Below are 17,364 nucleotides of genomic sequence, written 5' to 3' on the forward strand. Positions count from 1 at the left end.
TGCGAATTACTGCCAGATTCCGCGCGTGTCCAAAACGGGCTTACCCGCCATGAGCTGCCGGTCCATTTCCCTAAAGTCGTCGTGGTCCACAAGGAGCACCACCGCGTCGGCCGCAGCGACTGCCAGCTCCAGGTCCTGCAGAACTACGTTACTGAGACCGGAAAGCTGCCTCGGGAGTCGATCCACATGCGGCTCCACAACCAGCAGCTCTGCCCCGTCCAGCTTTGCGCTGAGCCTTTCGACGATTGCGACGGCAGGTGACTCGCGGAGGTCATCAATGTTTGCCTTGAATGCCAGTCCCAGGACAGCGATTTTGGGCGATATTATCTCTCCAACGGCGTCCTGTACTTTATTCACGACCCAGTCGGGCTTCGAGTCGTTGGTCTCACGTGCTTGCCGGATCAGCTGGGCTTCCTCCGGCGCCGCCGCGACAATGAACCATGGGTCGACAGCGATGCAGTGGCCGCCCACCCCAGGGCCCGGCTGCAGGATGTTAACGCGAGGGTGGTGGTTGGCTAGTCTGATGAGTTCCCAGACGTTGATGCCCAGCTTGTCGCTGATTACCGAAAGCTCATTCGCGAAGGCGATGTTGACATCGCGGTACGAGTTCTCAACCAGTTTGGCCATCTCTGCCGTCGCCGCATCGGTGACGAGGATCTCACCCTGGCAGAAGACTGCGTACAGCGCTTTGGCGAGATGGGCTGCCTCGGGGGTCAGACCCCCGACGATGCGGTCATTGGTGACAAGCTCAATCATGATCCGGCCGGGCAGCACACGCTCCGGGCAGTGGGCGACATGGATGGACGGCTTGCCGTCGGCTCCGTCGAGACTCAGGTCGGGCCGCAGGCTCATGAGGTAGTCTCCGAGGAGCTGGGTGGTTCCCGGAGGCGATGTCGACTCAAGAATAATGAGCTCGCCACCCACAAGCTGAGTAGCGATGCCCCGCGCGGCGGCCTTGATATATGTAACGTCAGCTGTGTGGTCGGCGTTAAAGGGCGTGGGGACGGCAACAATGTACGCCTGCACAGCCGGAGTTACGGTGGATGCGCTCAGCTTGTGCTGGCTCACGGCGCCGGCTACGTACGACGCCAAGTCTGGCTCTACAAAGGGAACTTCACCTCGGTTTACGGACTCGACCGTGTTCGGGTTTACGTCCACACCGATGACGTGGATGCCGTTTCCGGCAAGAATTGCCGCCGTGGGCAGACCGATGTAGCCCAATCCGATAACAGCTACTGTTTCAATAGTATTCAAGGAGAACCCCCACTCAGACAGAGACTTGATCTCTGTAATTTCCAAAAAATTTCAACACACCGCTGGCCAGCAACTCTGCGTCGCTAATCTTCCAGGTGTGGCCTTCGGCGGCACGTTGCTGACAGTAGTTGAACCTGTCGGACGCATAGACCGAACCTCCGCCAGCAACGACGTCACGAAGGAAGTGTGTATCTTCTCCGCTGCCCACTGCGGCAAAAGAGTTGCTGCGGAAAACGTCTGCGGCTCCCATGATTGTGGGCCCCATGACCGACCGAGTATATCGGTGCTCCCACTCGGGAAACCGGAGCAGCGTTGCATTCCGGTCCGAGAGGTACATATAGTGCGCCTGTTTGCCCACCACGTCCGCGCCAGAATAGTCGAGGGCGTAAAGCTGGTCACTCAGATAATGCGGGCCGTAGAAGTCGTCGTCATCCAGCTTCGTGAGGACCTGCCCGGAGGCCGCGGACACACACTTGTTCAGGCACTCTCCCAAGGGAACCTGAGCCTCAGCTGTAAGCAATGTCACAGCTGAAACGCCGTTTTGTTCCTTCAGATTACGGATCGTCGTCGCGTCCGGTGTGAAGCCATGCGTCAATAACACCAGCTCTGTTTCGACGTCTCGCTGGCTTCCGACAGTTTGGAATATGTGCTCAAGCTGCCAAGGCCGAATCGTCGAGACGAGAAGGGATAAGGTCGGGCGTCTGACCGCAACGGACAGCTTTGGAGCGACGGCAGCCAGTATTTGGTTGCTTCGCGCCCGGTAAGTATGTTCCCTCCAAATCCTCCGCTGTCCCCGGTGCAGTTGGCGCTCGCCCAGCTCCGGATTCCGATGCAGTGCCCGCAGAAGCTGCTCCGCTTCGGTCTCGGTGGAAACGGTGAAGATCTCGTCCGAGCTGAAGTGCGTGCCGATGGCCGCACTTGGGGTGGTCAAAACGTTAGATCCGGAGGCAATTATCTCGAAAATCCGCCGTGAGCACATGGTGGGCGAATCGACAACCGAGTTCACATTGAGAAAGGTCTTGTACGCCTTGTACGCCGTGAGCATCTCGGGATAGTCGAGTGTGCCCACGACTCTGTCGTCAAACGGTGCGGGGAACTGGTATCTGGAGTCCGCGCCCAGCTGCCGTGAGAAAATTTCTAGCCCAGTTTCCATTGAAGGCGAGGCTGACTCAGCTGCCTTTAGCAGTATGTCGAGCTGCTCGCGGCGTTCGGGGTACTTGGCAGCGAAGTACATCCCTCCGAAAGCCACATCTCTCGCGTGCCAGCCGTATTTCGGGCGGACCGGGTTATGGATAACCGGCTGGGCAGCGAAGGGCAGTACGTCCACGCGGTCGTGCCCGAGGTCACGCACGTATGCGTCGAGTCGGTTGGCGTCGCTCGTGAACACGAAGTCGAACAACCTAGCCGCAGCGAGGAAGTCTTCGTAATGCGGAGGGTCTTCCTTGTTCCAAAATGCTGTCGGAATGGCGTGTTCCTGGCACCACTCTGTCAAGTCGCGCAGCGGTGATGGTCCCGAGTGATCCTGGCGGGCGATCTTGCCAGCCCACAGACCCTGACGCCCGTTCCAGGCCGACTCGACGAACACCATGTCCACGGCACGCTCGGTCAGTTGCTCGTGCCAAGTCTTGGGTGAGAGGTGCACGCAGTCCCATTCAAGCCCAAAGGCGAGGGAGGAGAAATCATCGAGCACCACGCCGACACGGACCAAAGTTTGGGCCTGCTGCCGTGCCGGTTGGACCGCCGATGGCCGGAATTTCAACCGTCTTTTGCTGCCTCGCCCGACCCAGACCCCCTCAGCTCCGCGCACCGTCTCCAACTTGCGGTGACCGGCTTCAAAGGCCTCCCGCGCCAGCAAAGTCCGCACTTGCCGCGGTCCGCCCGCCCTGAAATGCCACAGTAACCTGCGCAGTGTCGTGATGTCAGCTCTCACGATTTGGCCCGCCGCGTTGCATTGCGGTCACTGACGTCCGCTACTTGGAGGTCGTTAATCATCCGTCGGCGGAGTTTGAGGGCGCCCACCCGGTCCCCCTCAGCCAGTCTTTGGGTGAACAGCCGGTATGACTTGACCACGTCTGCCGGCGTTCCATCAGCGAGCAGTTCGCCTTGATCGATCCAGATTGCCCTGTTACACAAGTCAAGTACCGTCGACATGCTGTGGCTGACCAAGAAGACGGTGCCCGCTTGGCCAAGCAATTCCAGCATGCGTTTGCGCGTTCTGTCCTTAAACTGTGCATCGCCGGTATTCAACGCTTCGTCGATAATTAGGATTTCCGGATCGATGGCCGCTGCTATCGCAAAGCGAAGCCTGGATCCCATGCCTGCGGAGTACGATTTCATTGGCATATGGATCGCCTCCTCTAAACCGGACAGTTCAACTATCGCCGCATATTTTTCATCGATCTGCTGCCTGGTCATACCCATAGCCAGACATCCCAGGACTATGTTCTGGTCCCCGGACAATCCCGGTATCAAGGCCGCGTTGACGCCAAGCATTACTGGCGTGGACGTCGCGTAAACCGCGCCCGAAGTCGGCGGGATCTGCCCACCCACGATTTTCAGCAAAGTGCTCTTGCCGGAACCGTTCCTGCCGATAATGCCGACTGACTCTCCATGCTCAACTACAAGGGACAACTCTTTCAGGGCGGTGACGCTGACAGCCGTGGTCCTACCCACGTTCTGTTTGATCGTTTGCCAAGTAGATCCGGCAGGCGACGCCTCGGCCCGGGACCGGGATGTTGTTTTGTAGGTCATGCTCACTTTGTCGATGACGACGGACGGCGTCCCCTCAACAAAATTCAGCTCAGAGCTCTCGCCCATAAGTCTCCTCCCCCTGCCAGAAGACGATTGTCCCAACGGCCAGCGCCAAGATGGACCAGAGCGCAAGGATCACCCAAGACCGCCATTCCCCGGCACTCCCGTAGAGCAACGTTTCCCTCGCCAGATCCAAGACGTTGTACAGGGGGTTGTACTCCATGATCGTCTTGACGACGGGCATGTCGTTGAACTGCTCGATTGAGTAGAACATGCAGGAGCCGTACATCCACAAACGCATCGCGTAGGAAATCAGCTGGCTAGCATCGTTGAATACGGAGACCACCCTGGCGAGGATCAGGCCGATGCCTAGGTTGAAGACGAATTGAAGCGCCACCACCGGAATTATCAGCAGCCATCGCCAGGTAATTTCTTCCGAGGGCGGCAAAACAATGATCAGGATGAGCATCGTGATCAAGACTGGGATGTTCGACAGAAGCTCACGCAGGTTGGCAGCTAAAACAAGGCTGGCACGCGGAAACTGAAACGCGTGGATAACGTTTTTATTTGCTGAGATAACGCGGGATGACGATGTGATGGCGCGGGTTGACATCTGGAAGAGGAAAACGCCGATGATCAAGAACGCGACGAAGTTCTCGATGCCGCTTCCGGACTTCAAGACAACACCCATGATCAGGTAGAACATCAGGCCATTCAAGAGCGGACCCAGCACGAGCCAGGCCCGGCCCAGCCGATCCTGCTCGTTGCCCGTCTGGACCCGAGCTTGGGCATCGTAAAAGATGAAGTGCCGGTAGTCCCAAAGTGACACAAGGTAGTCGAGGAACGGTGGCCGAGCACCCACCCGGCGGAGTCCGCGCAGGTTCACGGAAGTTGCCACCGGGGTAAATTGTGGCCCTCGGGGGGCCTCCCTAGTATTTGTGCTCAACGAGGAGCCTCCATCAGTTGCTGGTATGCGACGTTGAGGGTACTGGCATTTGCCTGCCATGTGCGACGGTTAAGCACGTCCCGTCTTCCGGCCTCCCCCAGACGGGCCCTGAGCTCAGGGGAGCCGAGTAATCGTTCCAGTTTAGTTGCCAAATCGCGTCGGTCGCCCGCGTCAGCCAATAGCCCGTTGATGCCGTCCCTCACAACTTCTTGGAGCGCCGGAAGCCTGCTAGCCAAGACGGGCCGAGCACAGGCCAGAGCTTCCACCGGCTTGAGCGGGGTTACCGCGCGGGTCACTTCAAGGTCGTGACGGGGGACGACAAAGACATCCAAGGCTTGATGATAGAGGCGCGCTTCAGCACGGGGAACGCGGCCCGCAAATATTATCCGGTCAGCGAAGCGGCTCAGCCGCGCCTGCCTCTTCAAAGACGGAAGGGATGCCCCGTCACCGGCGATCAGAAGTCGCAGATCCGGATGGTCAGGTGCTAGGAGTTCGAAGACCGCCACGAGGTCATCCAAGCCTTCATACGGTACGAGGCTACTCACCGTGCCGAAGTACGCTCCGTCTTCAGGAAGACCAAGCGCGCGTCGGGCACTTACTACGTCCAGGGGCTCTTCTAGAAAGTCCTCACCAACGGCGTTGGGCGCGATGATGATCTTCTCCCCTGGGACACCCGAGGCGGCGATGTTGGCCTTCATCGCCGAGCCGAGTGTCACCACCAGGTCCGCAGACAACATTGCTTCCGTTTCGCGCTCCTGGAACAGCCGGTATCGTTCGCTATTCCGGGCTTCCGGGCCTCGGGGGGCCGCCCACGTGTCGGCGAGCTGGCCGCGGACCTCATAGACCCACGGGATGCCCAGGGCCTCGGCGACAGCCCGCGTGACGATCGCGTTCACGTGGTGGGTGGTGGTGTGCAGCACGCTCGGCCGGAATTCCAGGGCAACGGCCAGCAGCGCCTCGGCCTGCTGCTGCCAGCGCCCGTCCATGGTGGCTGCGAGGCGGGAAGGCAGCAGCCGCTGATAGGTGACGCCATCCACCACGTCGCGACGCCGGGCATTGAGTTTCCCCACCTGCACCGGATAACCCATGCGCGTGACAGCAAGGGTTTCCCAGCCCGCCTGCTGCTGGGCAAGCAAAATGGAGTGCGAACGTTGCGCGTAGCCGCTGGCCGTGTGGGGCAGGGAGTTAGTCAGAACATGTAAAACTCGCTTTGGACGGGGATCCATGCGCACCGATTTCAGGCTTGGTCGCCACCCTTCGAGGATCCGCAAGTCAGCGGCGAGCCGCCTGCCCTGCCGGCGTTCAGCGCCGCCGTCGGCGTCTGCCAGAACCTCGACGGCGGAAGTAACCGCACCGCCGTACCAGTACCTCCGCGCCTGCACGGCCCGGAAGCGGGGGGCTCCCGCGGCGCGGACCAGAAAGGAGTCAGCCAGGTCCGGCCGGTAGGCAACCAAGGCAACATCCGCCATGGACCGTGCCTGGTCTGCAGACACGGTGCCACGGGACAAGGCGCTTTCGAGGCGACGAACCAGTTCCTCCTGCTCACCGCCGATCAGGCAGGCAAGCAGCAGTGGAACCGAAACGGAATCCGCGCGGGAAGTGCGTCGCACCAGCCCGGCGATAGGTTGCACCAGACGGGCCGGCAGCCGGCGTGAAATCTGCAGCATGAGCAGGGCAGGGTCATCCGTCAGATGCTCCCGCGCTGTACCGGCAGCAAGGCGAAGGTTGGTGAAAATCTGCTTCATGAACGTGGACCATGTCTGGCTTCGAGCAGGCCCAGGATCAGGTCCATGTATTGCGCAGCAAGCAAGGGGTAGTCGGCATTATTCTTGACCCACTGGCGCCCGTCACTAGTTCGGATGAGCTTTCCGCGGTTAGCCGCGAGGTCCCGCCATAGGGCAGCAACAGCCTCAGGCTTGCTCGGGACGATATCCCCAGCGCCGGCTTCGGCCACGATCCGGGCAGCCTCCCCCTTGACTATGGCGGTCACATGGCGCCCCACGGCCAACACTTCATAAGTTTTGGACGGGACAGTCGTGTCGAACGATTTCCAATCGTCCCGCAAGGACACCAGGCAGGTGTCCGCTGAGGCATATCGATCCATGACGTCCTGGCCATGCAATGAATCGTGGAAGGTGACAGGAGCATTTAGTTCTTTGGCGAGTTGCTCCAGCGCGGGGCGCTGCACTCCATGGCCCACCATGTGGAGATGCATCGAATCGCCTACCAACGCACTGGCTTGGATAGCGATCTCTAGCCGCTGGCTCTTGCCGTGGTTTCCCAGATACAAGGCCTCAAATACTGGCCGTTCCAATGCCGGAGCCTCCAGTACAGGAAGCGTCTCCAAGCGGACCCCGTTGCTAATAGTCGCAACATTCTCAAGACCGCGGTCGCGCAACGTGTCGGCAAAGCCCTCCGTCACCGTCACCACAAGATCTGCACGGCGCTGCACAAATTCGACTGCCCGTTCGGCCAGGGTCTTCACGTTGCCCTGCACCAGGCGTGCGTCCCGGGCAAGATCCGGCCAGGCGTCCCGCATCTCCACGACAAACGGAATCCGTCGAAACCGAGCAAGTGCATAACCGGCGCCCAGCATGGGCAGGCTTGGGGCCGTGACAATGAGGATGTCTGAGCGGCGCGTCAGCAAGCCGAGAGGAACCGAGAGTAAAGCCGAGAAGCATTGGTCAATGAACCTCGCTGCGTGGGAATTGCCATGCCGCAAGTACGGAACGCGCCTGATCAGCTCGGCGTAATTCCCCTTTTGAGCCAGCAGGGGGCGTCCGGCCAGGCTACGAGGCAAGTGCCGTCGGCCATGTGGTGCGTGCGCCACAGGAGTCACGACGTCGACCTGCCAGCCGGCTACCCTCAGCTCGTTGACAAGCGCACTCCACCGTCGTTGCGGTGGACTGCTCTCAGGCCAGTAGGAATGGGTCACGAGCGTGACGCGCGGCTCAGCCCGCGCCCGGCTAGGCGCTTGTTCGGTCTTCGGCATGGTCCGCAGGCTACTTCACGGACTTGGAAGGAGCGCGAGTCCCCTTGGACCCCACAACACGGAAATATGCAATGCCCGCGCCAATGAGGGCGAGCACCGTGAGGATCTGGACGTAAAGCGGGCTGCCGGTCGCTGTGGCAACTGCGGCATCGAGAGTCTCCGCCACCGGCTCGGGCAGCGCTATTGGCACAGCAGTCGCACTCGCTTCAGCAGTAAGACTGGGTGCCGGCGTGGGTGTGGCTTCGTCATTTGCAGGAACGGTTTCGCCGTTGACTGCGGCGAAACCATCCACGTTCGATGGCGGCAGCAACGACCGTTCCAACCGTGTCCCATCACTAACGTTGGGTTGCGCGTTGCCGGGAAATGGTGTCTCAGGAGTAGATGGCTGCTCTGGATTGGGTGCGGGGTCGGTCGCGGGAGCTGGCGCAGGCTCCGGAATTGGCGCAGGCTCGGGCACAGGCTCCGGCGCGGGCTCATCGCTGGGAGGGGGTGGCGTCTGCTGGTCCGGCGGGGTCTCTCCCGATGGCACGGGAAATGGTATGACAACGACAGGAGTTTCCTCGCCATCAGCGTATGCAGCGGGAATCGTCACAGCACCCAACAGTAGGGCAAACCCAACGGCCACTGCGCACTGGCGACCCATGCCACTGGACTTTTTCACTCGATGCCCCCCAGGCTTCAGATTTTCCGGAAAGTTGCTGTACCACTCGGAATGCGTCGTCGTACAAGCAAAGTCCAGTCACTGGACGTTCTAGCCCAGCTTACTTGATCCAAGCATCAACACAGACTCCAGTGTGTTTTGGCGGAGCACATTTCTCAGAAACGCGACATACATGACGCCCGCGTACGGCAGCCTTTGAAATCCCCACGATGGGTGGGGCGATAGGCTGAACAGATGCAACAACCGAGACCCGCCATGAACGTCCGCGCTCTTTTTTCTGTGTCAGCCGCGGCCCTGTCGGTCCTCATTCTCACCGGCTGCTCCCCCGCTGTGGATGTCACCGCCGCCGGCGATGCGGCGAACCCGGCCTGCGCTCCGATGATGGTGGCCCTTCCGGACGCCATCGGCGATGCTGCCCTGCGGAAAACCAACAGCCAGGCCACCGCGGCCTGGGGGGACCCGTCGCAGGTGATCCTGCGCTGCGGCGTCAACGTTCCAGGCCCGACGACGGACCGGTGCGTGAGTGTCAACGGCATCGACTGGGTCATCAAGGAGGGCGATCCGGTGTGGACACTGACTACCTTCGGCCGCGAACCCGCCACGGAAATACTGATGGATCCGGAGAAGATCAGCTCCGCGACGGTCCTGGCTGATCTTTCCGCCTCCGCCGGAAAGATCCCGGCCAGCCGGAACTGCGTCGGCCAGGAAGAACTGCAGAACCTGCCGTCCAGCAAGTAGGTCTCGACAGGCTCGACCACCGGGCCACGGGCCTCCGGTTACCGCAGGCCCGTCTTCCGGTTCAAGGCCAGGTAGATCAGCTCATCGATCAGGTCCGCATAGTCTAGGCCTGATGCTGCCCACATCTGCGGGTACATGCTCTTGGGCGTAAACCCCGGCATGGTGTTGATCTCGTTGATGATCAGTTCGCCGTCGGGCGTATAGAAGAAGTCCACGCGGCTCAGGCCTTCGGCTCCGACAGCGTCAAACGCGGCCGCCGCGAGTTCACGGACACGCACGATAGCTTCCTCCGGAATGTCGGCCGGGCAGCTCAGGGCGGCGGCGTCGTCTTCAACATACTTCGCATTGAAATCGTAGAATTCGTGCGTTCCGGCGGCGACGGAAATTTCGCCCGGCATGGACGTCCGGGGGGAACCGGTCCCCCGTCCTTCCAGGACGGCACACTCAATCTCACGCCCTACGATGCCGGCCTCGATGACCAGCTTGAGGTCGTGGCGTCGGGCTTCCTCGACGGCGGCGTCGAGTTCCTCAAGCGAGTCCACTTTGGAGATCCCCATGGACGAACCCGCCCGCGCCGGCTTGACGAACACGGGAAAGCCGAGCTGGTCCACCTGCTTGCGGACGGCCTCGGCGTCTTTGACCCACTGCCGGTCCGTGACGGCAATGTACGGCCCCACGTGCAGCCCGGCGGCCTCGAAAACAACCTTCATGTAGTGCTTGTCCATGCCCACAGCCGACGCGAGTACACCGGCGCCGATGTAGCGGGTGTCGGACAGTTCCAGGAGTCCCTGGATGGTGCCGTCCTCGCCAAAAGGACCATGGAGAAGCGGAAAAACGACGTCCACCGTGCCGAGTTCCTGCGGGACCTGGTTCGGTGACGCGACGATCAGCTGGTGCTCGCCACCGATCTCGGCCAGGGTCACGGTTTCCGACGACGGCGGGACTTCCGGCAGCGACGACGCGGACAGCGACCACTGGGCGGTGTCCCCCACGGCCAGCACCCACTGCCCCGATTTGGCGATGCCGATGGGGATGACATCGTATTTGTCTTTGTTGATGGCGCCCAGCACCCCGGCGGCGGTCACACAGCTCACGGCATGCTCGCTGGACCGGCCACCAAAAAGCACGGCGACGCGGGGTTTCAACCGGGGGGCTGGGTCCGCTGCGGTCAGGTTTTCGTCGGACATCGTCAGTAATCGCCTTCGGGTTTCAGGTCCCGGGCCAGCAGCAGCGGCCCCAGTTGGTCAACGGACAGTTTGCCGGCCAGGACGGCTACGACGGCGGCAGTGATGGGCATTTCGACGCCGAGTTTCCCCGCAAGCTCATGCACGGCCTGGCCTGATTTGATGCCTTCGGCTGTTTGGGTCATCTGCTGCGCCAACTGCTCGAGCGTGAGTCCCTGGCCCAGCATCCGGCCGGCCGTGTGGTTTCGCGATAGCGGCGAGGAGCAGGTTGCTACCAGGTCACCGAGGCCGGCCAAGCCGGCCATGGTGCGGGCCTCGCCACCGAGGGCAAGAGCGAGCCTGGAGGTTTCGGCCAGGCCCCGGGTGATCACGGAGGCCTTGGTGTTGTCCCCCATCTGTTTACCTTCACAGATGCCCACGGCCAGCGCGATGACGTTCTTGACGATGCCGCCGATTTCAACGCCGACGATGTCCGCTGTGGTGTAGGGACGGAAGTACGGAGCTGTGCAGGTTCTGGCGATCCAGCCCGCGGCCGCCGCATCAGTACAGGCCACCACGGAGGCCGTCGGTTCCTCGCGGGCGATCTCCATGGCCAGGTTGGGACCGGAAACCACGGCAATGCGGTCCGCGGGAATTTCCAGCTCGTCGCTGATGACTTCGCTCATCCGGGCGTCCGTGCCGAGCTCCAGGCCCTTCATCAGGGACACCACCACGGCGTCAGGGGCGATCAGCGGCTTCCATTCACGGAGCTGGAGACGCAGTGACTGTGCAGGAACGGCCAGGACCACCAGGTCCGCGCCCGCCAGCACATCACGGACGTCCGTGGACGCCGTGATGCTGGGCGGCAGCTCGGTGTCCTTCAGGTACTGGACGTTTCGGTGGGAGCTGTTGATCTGCTCCACCACTTCGCTGCGGCGGCCCCAGATTCGGATGCTCCGCTGTTCCCCCGCTGCGTCCGCCGCATCGGCGAGGATCTTGGCGAACGTGGTTCCCCAGGAACCGGCACCCAGGACGGCGACAGACCGGGCGGAACCCTGGCGGCCTCCGTCAGCCATCAGGTGGCATCCGTAGCGTCGTCAGGATTTTTCTGCTCAACGAAGCGACCATGCGTGGCTTGGTTGTGCTTGGAAGGGTCCCAGCGTTCAGCGGGAGGCTCCTCCCCGCGGATGCCGCCCAGCAACTCGGTCACGGCGTCCATGATCGCCGCGGTGGCCGCAGTCAGCGTTGCTTTGTCCAGTGGCCGGTCGGCCCACTGGCTGAGGTCCACGGGCTTGCCCACCATCGCCCTGGACGTCCTGCGCGGGAAAAGGTGGAACCGCTTCGCATAACGCGGGAACACTTCATGCGCGCCCCAGTGCGCAATCGGTACTACGGGAATGCCCGCCTCCAGGGCGAGCCGGGCAGCGCCGGTGTGGCCCTTCATCGGCCACAGGGCGGGATCGCGGGTGAGCGTTCCTTCGGGGTAAATGATGATCGCCCCGCCGTCGGCCACAATCTCCTGGGCGAGCTGCAGCGAGCGATTCGCTCCCGCCATCGACCGTTCCACCGGAATCTGCCGGGTGGCCCGCAGGACACCGCCCAGGACCGGAACCTTGAACAGCCCGGCCTTGGCCAGGAAGTGCGGGGCGCGCTTCTGGTTGTAGAGCAGGTGACCCACGATGAGGGGATCGATTTCCGTGCAATGGTTGGGCGCGGCAATAAATCCGCCGGCGGGGAGGTTCTCAAGACCTTCCCACTTCTTGTTCATCATGGCGTTCAACACCGTGCGCACGATGGCTGCGACCACAACGAATGTGGCCTGGCTCTTGGCCGATTCCTTCACGTGCCCACCGCTACTTTGTCGAGGTGATGTCGAAATCGGCGCCGAGGCCGGCCAGCTTTTCGGTGAACCGTTCATAGCCGCGGTTGATGATGTCGATCCCCGTCACGCGGGACGTGCCGGAAGCGGCCAGCGCAGCGATCAGGTGGCTGAAGCCGCCACGCAGGTCCGGTACGTCGATGTCGGTGCCCTTGAGCTGGGTGGGGCCGGAGATGACGGCGGAGTGGAGGAAGTTGCGCTGGCCGAAGCGGCACGGCACACTGCCCAGGCACTCCCGGTGCACCTGGATGCTGGCGCCCATCCGGATGAGCGCGTCGGTGAAGCCGAACCTGTTTTCATAGACGGTCTCGTGAACGATCGAGACGCCTTCAGCCTGGGTCAGTGCCACCACCAGGGGCTGCTGCCAGTCGGTCATAAAGCCGGGGTGCACGTCCGTTTCCAGAACCAGCGGGTTGAGCTTGCCCCCGCGGTGGTAGAAGCGGATGCCGTCCTCGCCGATGTCCATGCCGCCGCCTACCTTCCGGTAGGTGTTCAGGAACGTCATCATGTCCCGCTGAGAGGCGCCCTCGACGAAGATGTCGCCGCGGGTCACCAGTGCTGCCGAAGCCCACGACGCCGATTCGTTGCGGTCCGAGAGGGCGCGGTGGTTATAGCCGCCCAGGTTCCGGACGCCTTCAATGCGGATGGTCCGGTCGGTCTGGACGCTGATGATGGCGCCCATCTTCTGCAGCACGGCAATGAGGTCGATGATCTCAGGCTCGGTGGCGGCGCCGGAAAGTTCGGTGATCCCTTCGGCGCGGGTGGCGCTGAGAAGCACCTGCTCCGTGGCGCCGACCGAGGGATAGGGCAGATTGATCTTGGCGCCATGCAGGCCCTTGGGGGCTGAGATGTGAATGCCGCCCGGGCGCTTTTCCACCACGGCGCCGAACTGGCGCAGCACGTTGAGGTGGTAGTCGATGGGCCGGTCACCGATCTTGCAGCCGCCGAGGTCCGGAATGAAGGCCTCACCTATCGCGTGGATCAAGGGTCCGCAGAGCAGGATAGGGATCCGTGAATCACCGGCGTGGGCATCGATCGCGGTGCTCGGGGCGGTCTTGGCCGCCTTCGGATCCAGGGTGAGGTCACCGCTGACGGGGTCCTTGACCACCGTCACTCCGTGCAGCTGCAGGAGCGAGGTGACAACCTCCACGTCCTTGATCTCCGGAACGTTCCGCAACACCGATGGCTCGTTGCCCAGCAGTGCTGCCACCATTGCCTTGGGAACAAGGTTTTTGGCCCCCCGGACGCTGACGCGGCCTGTAAGCGGGACTCCGCCGCGGATTGTCAGAACACTACTCATATACCGGTTTCCTTACGATTACTCGCCCCAAAATCCTTGCAAAGGCTCCAGCTAAGCATAGGAGGTTGCGTTACCGAACCGAAATACGGGCGCCGAAAGACTTCGGCGCGGCGCCGTGCAGGCGGCTCCGTCCGGGGCGGGAAATTCCGGGCTCCTTCTCAGGAAAGGCGGGCCGGAAGCGTTGTGGGCTTGAAGGCGGGACGGGTGGCCTCGTAGGCGGTGATGTCCTCTTCGTGCTGGAGTGTCAGGCCAATATCGTCCAGGCCCTCCAGGAGGCGCCAGCGCGTGTAATCGTCGATTTCAAACGGCGCCACGATGCTTCCGCAGCTGACGGTCTTGGACGGCAGGTCAACGGTGACTTCGGTGCCCGGGGCGTTTTCCAGTTCCTTCCAGATCAGCTCAATATCGTCCTGGGCGAGCTCGGCGGCCAGCAGCCCCTGCTTGCCGGAGTTGCCGCGGAAAATATCAGCGAAACGGGACGACAGAACAGTCTTGAAGCCGTAGTCCTTCAGAGCCCAGACGGCGTGCTCGCGGGACGAACCAGTGCCGAAGTCCGGGCCCGCCACGAGGACGGATCCGGCGTTGAACGGCACCTGGTTCAGGATGAAGGCCGGGTCCTTGCGCCAGGCGGAGAACAGTGCGTCCTCGAAGCCTGTGCGGGTGATCCGCTTGAGGTAGACCGCGGGGATGATCTGGTCCGTGTCAACGTTGCTCTGGCGCAGCGGAACGCCGATGCCGGTGTGGGTGGTGAACTTTTCCATGGCGGTCTCCTAGGCTACGTCGGTGCGGATGGCGGCGGACTCGGGCGCCGGATCGAGGTCCGACGGCGAACTCAGGGTGCCACGGATGGCCGTGGCTGCCGCCACCACCGGTGATACGAGGTGCGTGCGGCCACCCTTGCCCTGACGGCCTTCGAAGTTACGGTTTGAAGTCGAGGCGCAACGCTCCCCCACCTCCAGCTGGTCCGGGTTCATGCCCAGGCACATCGAGCAGCCGGCGAAGCGCCACTCGGCGCCGAAGTCCTTGAAGACCTTGTCCAGGCCCTCGGCTTCGGCCTCCAGCCGAACGCGGGCCGAACCAGGTACCACCAGCATCCGGATGTTGGGGTCCTTCTGGCGCCCGCGGATGATGTCCGCAGCGGCCCGGAGGTCCTCCATGCGTGAGTTGGTGCAGGAGCCCAGGAAGACGGTGTCCACCCGGATGTCCTTCATCGGCGTGCCGGCCTCGAGCCCCATGTACTGAAGGGCGCGTTCGGCGGCCGCCTTGGCGTTTTCGTCGCCGAAGTCTTCAGGGGACGGAACCTTGGCGGAGAGCGAAACGCCCTGGCCCGGGTTTGTGCCCCAGGTGACAAACGGCTCCAGCGTGTCGGCGTCCAGGTCCACCTCGACGTCGAACGTCGCGTCGTCGTCGGTCTTCAGCGTGTTCCAGTACTCGACGGCGGCATCCCAGTCCGCGCCCTGGGGCGCGTGCGGGCGGCCATCCATGTAGTCGTAGGTGATCTGGTCCGGGGCCACCAGGCCGGCACGGGCACCGGCTTCGATGGACATGTTGCAGATGGTCATCCGGGCTTCCATGGACAGCGCGCGGATGGCGGAGCCACGGTATTCCAGGACGTAGCCCTGGCCGCCGCCGGTGCCGATCTTGGCTATCACGGCCAGGATGATGTCCTTGGCGGTGACTCCCGGGCGCAGGGTGCCTTCGACGTTGATGGCCATGGTTTTGAACGGCTTGAGGGACAGCGTCTGGGTGGCCATGACGTGCTCCACCTCGGACGTGCCGATGCCCATCGCCAGGGCACCGAACGCGCCGTGGGTGGACGTATGGGAGTCGCCGCAGACAACGGTCATGCCAGGCTGCGTGAGGCCAAGCTGCGGGCCAACCACGTGCACGATGCCCTGTTCCGCGTCGCCAAGCGAGTGCAGGCGAACGCCGAACTCCGCGCAGTTGTTGCGCAGCGTCTGGATCTGCGTACGGCTCGTGAGATCGGCAATGGGCTTGTCGATGTCCAGCGTGGGAGTGTTGTGGTCCTCGGTGGCGATGGTGAGGTCAGGGCGGCGCAGCTTGCGGCCCGCCAGGCGCAGGCCCTCAAATGCCTGCGGAGAAGTCACCTCATGGACAAGGTGAAGGTCAATGAAGAGGAGGTCGGGCTGGGCATTGGCTCCTTCGCCGTCGCCTTTGCGCACCACATGTGCGTCCCAGACTTTCTCGGCCAGTGTCTTTGCCACGGCCATCTCCCTTCACTGCTGTTTGGCTGTTTGGTTCCACTGAACCAGCAGGGCCGCATTATGTGCCAGCCCAAAGATTTGCATCTCAGATAATGAGACGTCAATATCATTACATGGACAATTCTAGTGGAGTCGGTGTCATTGATAAAGCGGCCCATGTGCTTGATGCATTGGAGGCCGGACCCACCACGCTGGCACAGCTGGTGGCCGCCACGGGCCTGGCCCGGCCCACCGTGCACAGGCTCGCCCTGGCCCTGATCCATCACCGGCTGGTGAGCCGCGACATCCAGGGCCGGTTTGTCCTCGGCAGCCGCCTGGTGGAGCTTGCCTCCGCCGCCGGCGAGGACCGTCTCATCGCTTCCGCCGGACCAGTCCTGATGCAGCTGCGCGACGCCACCGGCGAAAGCTCGCAGATCTTCCGCCGCCAGGGCGAATGGCGTATTTGCGTCGCCTCCGCAGAACGCCCCATCGGCTTGCGCGACACCATCCCCGTGGGCACGAAACTCTCCATGAAGGCCGGCTCCGCCGCACAGGTACTGCTGGCTTGGGAAGACCATGACCGTCTGCTCGAAGGCTTGCAGGCCGCCCGTTTCACGCCCACCGTGCTGGCAGGCGTACGACGGCGGGGCTGGGGCCAGAGCCTCGGCGAACGCGAGCCCGGGGTCGCCTCAGTCTCGGCCCCCGTTCGGGGACCGTCCGGACGCGTCATCGCCGCAGTCTCGATCTCCGGCCCCATCGAGCGGCTCACCCGGCAGCCGGGCCGCCTCCACGCCGAGGTGGTCTGCAACGCCGCTCGGCTCCTCACCGAGGCTCTGCGCAAGAGCAACGACTGAGGCCTCGCCTCCGTCCAGGCGTGGCTGCCCACAGCTAGGCTGTCGGCATGAACAGCTACGCAGTCTTCCTCCGCGGGATCAATGTCGGCGGGATCAACATCAAGATGGCGGACCTCAAGAACGCCCTTGCATCGCAGGGGTTCGCGGAAGTCAAGACACTGCTGGCCAGCGGCAACGTGGTGCTTGCCAGCGACGAGGATTCTGCTGCGGTGAAGCGGAAGTTTGAAAAATGCCTGCGTGACGCGTTCGGCTACGACGCCTGGGTGGTTGTTCTGACGGTCCAACGGGTCTCCGAACTCGTGGTGGCCTGCCCGTATCCGCCGGACGACAAGGCAACGCACACTTACATCACACTGGCTTCGGACACCGTCATGCTCGATGAGCTGGAAGCGGCCGGCGCAGCCCTTGACGGGACTGAACAGACAAGGCTCGGTCCGGAGGCACTGGCCTGGCTGGCTCCGGCCGGCGGGACGCTGGACAGCCCCTTCAGCAAGATCTCGTCCAAGGCCAAGTTCAAGGCAACCACCACCACCCGGAACCTGCGGACGCTGGTCAAGGTCAGGGACGCTTCCGGATCCTGAATGGCTTGCGTCACCCGTTACACACGAAATGGTCCGTTGAC

The 17,364-nt window shown here is 62.6% G+C and carries 16 protein-coding genes; 3 read left to right on the plus strand and 13 right to left on the minus strand.

Going from position 1 to position 17,364, the window contains the following annotated elements:
- Window positions 1-6: 6 nt before the first annotated feature.
- The 7 genes from wecC to ACZYZ4_RS05100 form a co-directional block, all read right to left on the minus strand.
- On the minus strand, window positions 7-1,254 hold the full coding sequence (gene wecC, locus ACZYZ4_RS05070) for a UDP-N-acetyl-D-mannosamine dehydrogenase (protein WP_463858760.1): 1,248 nt from the start codon (window positions 1,252-1,254) through the stop codon (window positions 7-9).
- Window positions 1,255-1,267: 13 nt separating this feature from the next.
- A complete protein-coding gene (locus ACZYZ4_RS05075) occupies window positions 1,268-2,962 on the minus strand; it encodes a glycosyltransferase family protein (RefSeq protein ID WP_463858762.1) in 1,695 nt (564 codons plus the stop codon).
- Between the two features lie 218 nt (window positions 2,963-3,180).
- A complete protein-coding gene (locus ACZYZ4_RS05080) occupies window positions 3,181-4,071 on the minus strand; it encodes an ABC transporter ATP-binding protein (protein WP_463858764.1) in 891 nt (296 codons plus the stop codon).
- Entirely contained in the window at window positions 4,055-4,903 is an 849-nt protein-coding gene (locus ACZYZ4_RS05085; RefSeq protein ID WP_463858766.1) for an ABC transporter permease, read from the minus strand. The genes ACZYZ4_RS05080 and ACZYZ4_RS05085 overlap by 17 nt, the downstream gene beginning before the upstream one ends.
- Before the next feature lie 44 nt (window positions 4,904-4,947).
- Window positions 4,948-6,696, minus strand: coding sequence for a glycosyltransferase family 4 protein (locus tag ACZYZ4_RS05090; protein WP_463858768.1), 1,749 nt, complete (start codon window positions 6,694-6,696; stop codon window positions 4,948-4,950).
- The gene (locus ACZYZ4_RS05095) at window positions 6,693-7,943 is read right to left on the minus strand and encodes a glycosyltransferase family 4 protein (RefSeq protein ID WP_463858770.1); all 1,251 of its coding nucleotides are present in this window, start codon (window positions 7,941-7,943) and stop codon (window positions 6,693-6,695) included. Before ACZYZ4_RS05095 ends, ACZYZ4_RS05090 begins: the two co-directional genes overlap by 4 nt.
- 10 nt (window positions 7,944-7,953) lie before the next feature.
- The gene (locus ACZYZ4_RS05100) at window positions 7,954-8,253 is read right to left on the minus strand and encodes a hypothetical protein (RefSeq protein WP_463858772.1); all 300 of its coding nucleotides are present in this window, start codon (window positions 8,251-8,253) and stop codon (window positions 7,954-7,956) included.
- Window positions 8,254-8,859: 606 nt separating this feature from the next.
- Here ACZYZ4_RS05100 and ACZYZ4_RS05105 point away from each other — a divergent pair.
- The gene (locus ACZYZ4_RS05105; protein WP_463859081.1) at window positions 8,860-9,342 is read left to right on the plus strand and encodes a DUF3515 domain-containing protein; all 483 of its coding nucleotides are present in this window, start codon (window positions 8,860-8,862) and stop codon (window positions 9,340-9,342) included.
- Between the two features lie 38 nt (window positions 9,343-9,380).
- On the opposite strand, the gene ACZYZ4_RS05110 is transcribed toward ACZYZ4_RS05105, so the two are convergent.
- The 6 genes from ACZYZ4_RS05110 to leuC all read right to left on the minus strand — a co-directional run bounded on the left by ACZYZ4_RS05110 (window position 9,381) and on the right by leuC (window position 15,909).
- Window positions 9,381-10,529 (minus strand): D-alanine--D-alanine ligase family protein, encoded by a 1,149-nt coding sequence (locus ACZYZ4_RS05110; RefSeq protein WP_463858773.1) that lies wholly within the window; start codon window positions 10,527-10,529, stop codon window positions 9,381-9,383.
- A 2-nt stretch (window positions 10,530-10,531) separates the two neighbouring features.
- Window positions 10,532-11,581, minus strand: coding sequence for an NAD(P)H-dependent glycerol-3-phosphate dehydrogenase (locus tag ACZYZ4_RS05115; RefSeq protein ID WP_463858775.1), 1,050 nt, complete (start codon window positions 11,579-11,581; stop codon window positions 10,532-10,534).
- Window positions 11,581-12,348, minus strand: a complete 768-nt coding sequence (locus ACZYZ4_RS05120) for a lysophospholipid acyltransferase family protein (protein WP_463858777.1) — start codon at window positions 12,346-12,348, stop codon at window positions 11,581-11,583. Before ACZYZ4_RS05120 ends, ACZYZ4_RS05115 begins: the two co-directional genes overlap by 1 nt.
- A 10-nt stretch (window positions 12,349-12,358) precedes the next feature.
- Window positions 12,359-13,684 carry a UDP-N-acetylglucosamine 1-carboxyvinyltransferase gene (gene murA, locus ACZYZ4_RS05125; RefSeq protein ID WP_463858779.1) on the minus strand — a complete coding sequence of 442 codons (1,326 nt, stop codon included), beginning with the start codon at window positions 13,682-13,684 and terminating at the stop codon, window positions 12,359-12,361.
- A gap of 158 nt (window positions 13,685-13,842) precedes the next feature.
- Window positions 13,843-14,445, minus strand: coding sequence for a 3-isopropylmalate dehydratase small subunit (gene leuD, locus ACZYZ4_RS05130; RefSeq protein WP_463858781.1), 603 nt, complete (start codon window positions 14,443-14,445; stop codon window positions 13,843-13,845).
- A gap of 9 nt (window positions 14,446-14,454) precedes the next feature.
- A complete protein-coding gene (gene leuC / locus ACZYZ4_RS05135) occupies window positions 14,455-15,909 on the minus strand; it encodes a 3-isopropylmalate dehydratase large subunit (RefSeq protein WP_463858783.1) in 1,455 nt (484 codons plus the stop codon).
- A gap of 113 nt (window positions 15,910-16,022) precedes the next feature.
- Here leuC and ACZYZ4_RS05140 point away from each other — a divergent pair, with 113 nt between their 5' ends.
- Window positions 16,023-16,742, plus strand: coding sequence for an IclR family transcriptional regulator (locus ACZYZ4_RS05140; protein ID WP_104061235.1), 720 nt, complete (start codon window positions 16,023-16,025; stop codon window positions 16,740-16,742).
- Between the two features lie 47 nt (window positions 16,743-16,789).
- Complete coding sequence (locus tag ACZYZ4_RS05145; protein WP_463858785.1) at window positions 16,790-17,323, plus strand: DUF1697 domain-containing protein; 534 nt, start codon at window positions 16,790-16,792, stop codon at window positions 17,321-17,323.
- Window positions 17,324-17,364 lie beyond the last annotated feature (41 nt).

The organism is Pseudarthrobacter adonitolis, assembly GCF_055412845.1.

Excerpts from the sequence above, each read along its gene's own strand:
- ACZYZ4_RS05080 (WP_463858764.1), bottom strand. The coding sequence starts at position 4,071 with ATGGGCGAGAGCTCTGAGCTGAATTTTGTTGAGGGGACGCCGTCCGTC.
- ACZYZ4_RS05090 (WP_463858768.1), bottom strand. The coding sequence starts at position 6,696 with ATGAAGCAGATTTTCACCAACCTTCGCCTTGCTGCCGGTACAGCGCGG.
- ACZYZ4_RS05095 (WP_463858770.1), bottom strand. The coding sequence starts at position 7,943 with ATGCCGAAGACCGAACAAGCGCCTAGCCGGGCGCGGGCTGAGCCGCGC.
- ACZYZ4_RS05105 (WP_463859081.1), top strand. The coding sequence starts at position 8,860 with ATGAACGTCCGCGCTCTTTTTTCTGTGTCAGCCGCGGCCCTGTCGGTC.
- ACZYZ4_RS05110 (WP_463858773.1), bottom strand. The coding sequence starts at position 10,529 with ATGTCCGACGAAAACCTGACCGCAGCGGACCCAGCCCCCCGGTTGAAA.
- ACZYZ4_RS05115 (WP_463858775.1), bottom strand. The coding sequence starts at position 11,581 with ATGGCTGACGGAGGCCGCCAGGGTTCCGCCCGGTCTGTCGCCGTCCTG.
- murA (WP_463858779.1), bottom strand. The coding sequence starts at position 13,684 with ATGAGTAGTGTTCTGACAATCCGCGGCGGAGTCCCGCTTACAGGCCGC.
- leuD (WP_463858781.1), bottom strand. The coding sequence starts at position 14,445 with ATGGAAAAGTTCACCACCCACACCGGCATCGGCGTTCCGCTGCGCCAG.
- ACZYZ4_RS05140 (WP_104061235.1), top strand. The coding sequence starts at position 16,023 with ATGGACAATTCTAGTGGAGTCGGTGTCATTGATAAAGCGGCCCATGTG.
- ACZYZ4_RS05145 (WP_463858785.1), top strand. The coding sequence starts at position 16,790 with ATGAACAGCTACGCAGTCTTCCTCCGCGGGATCAATGTCGGCGGGATC.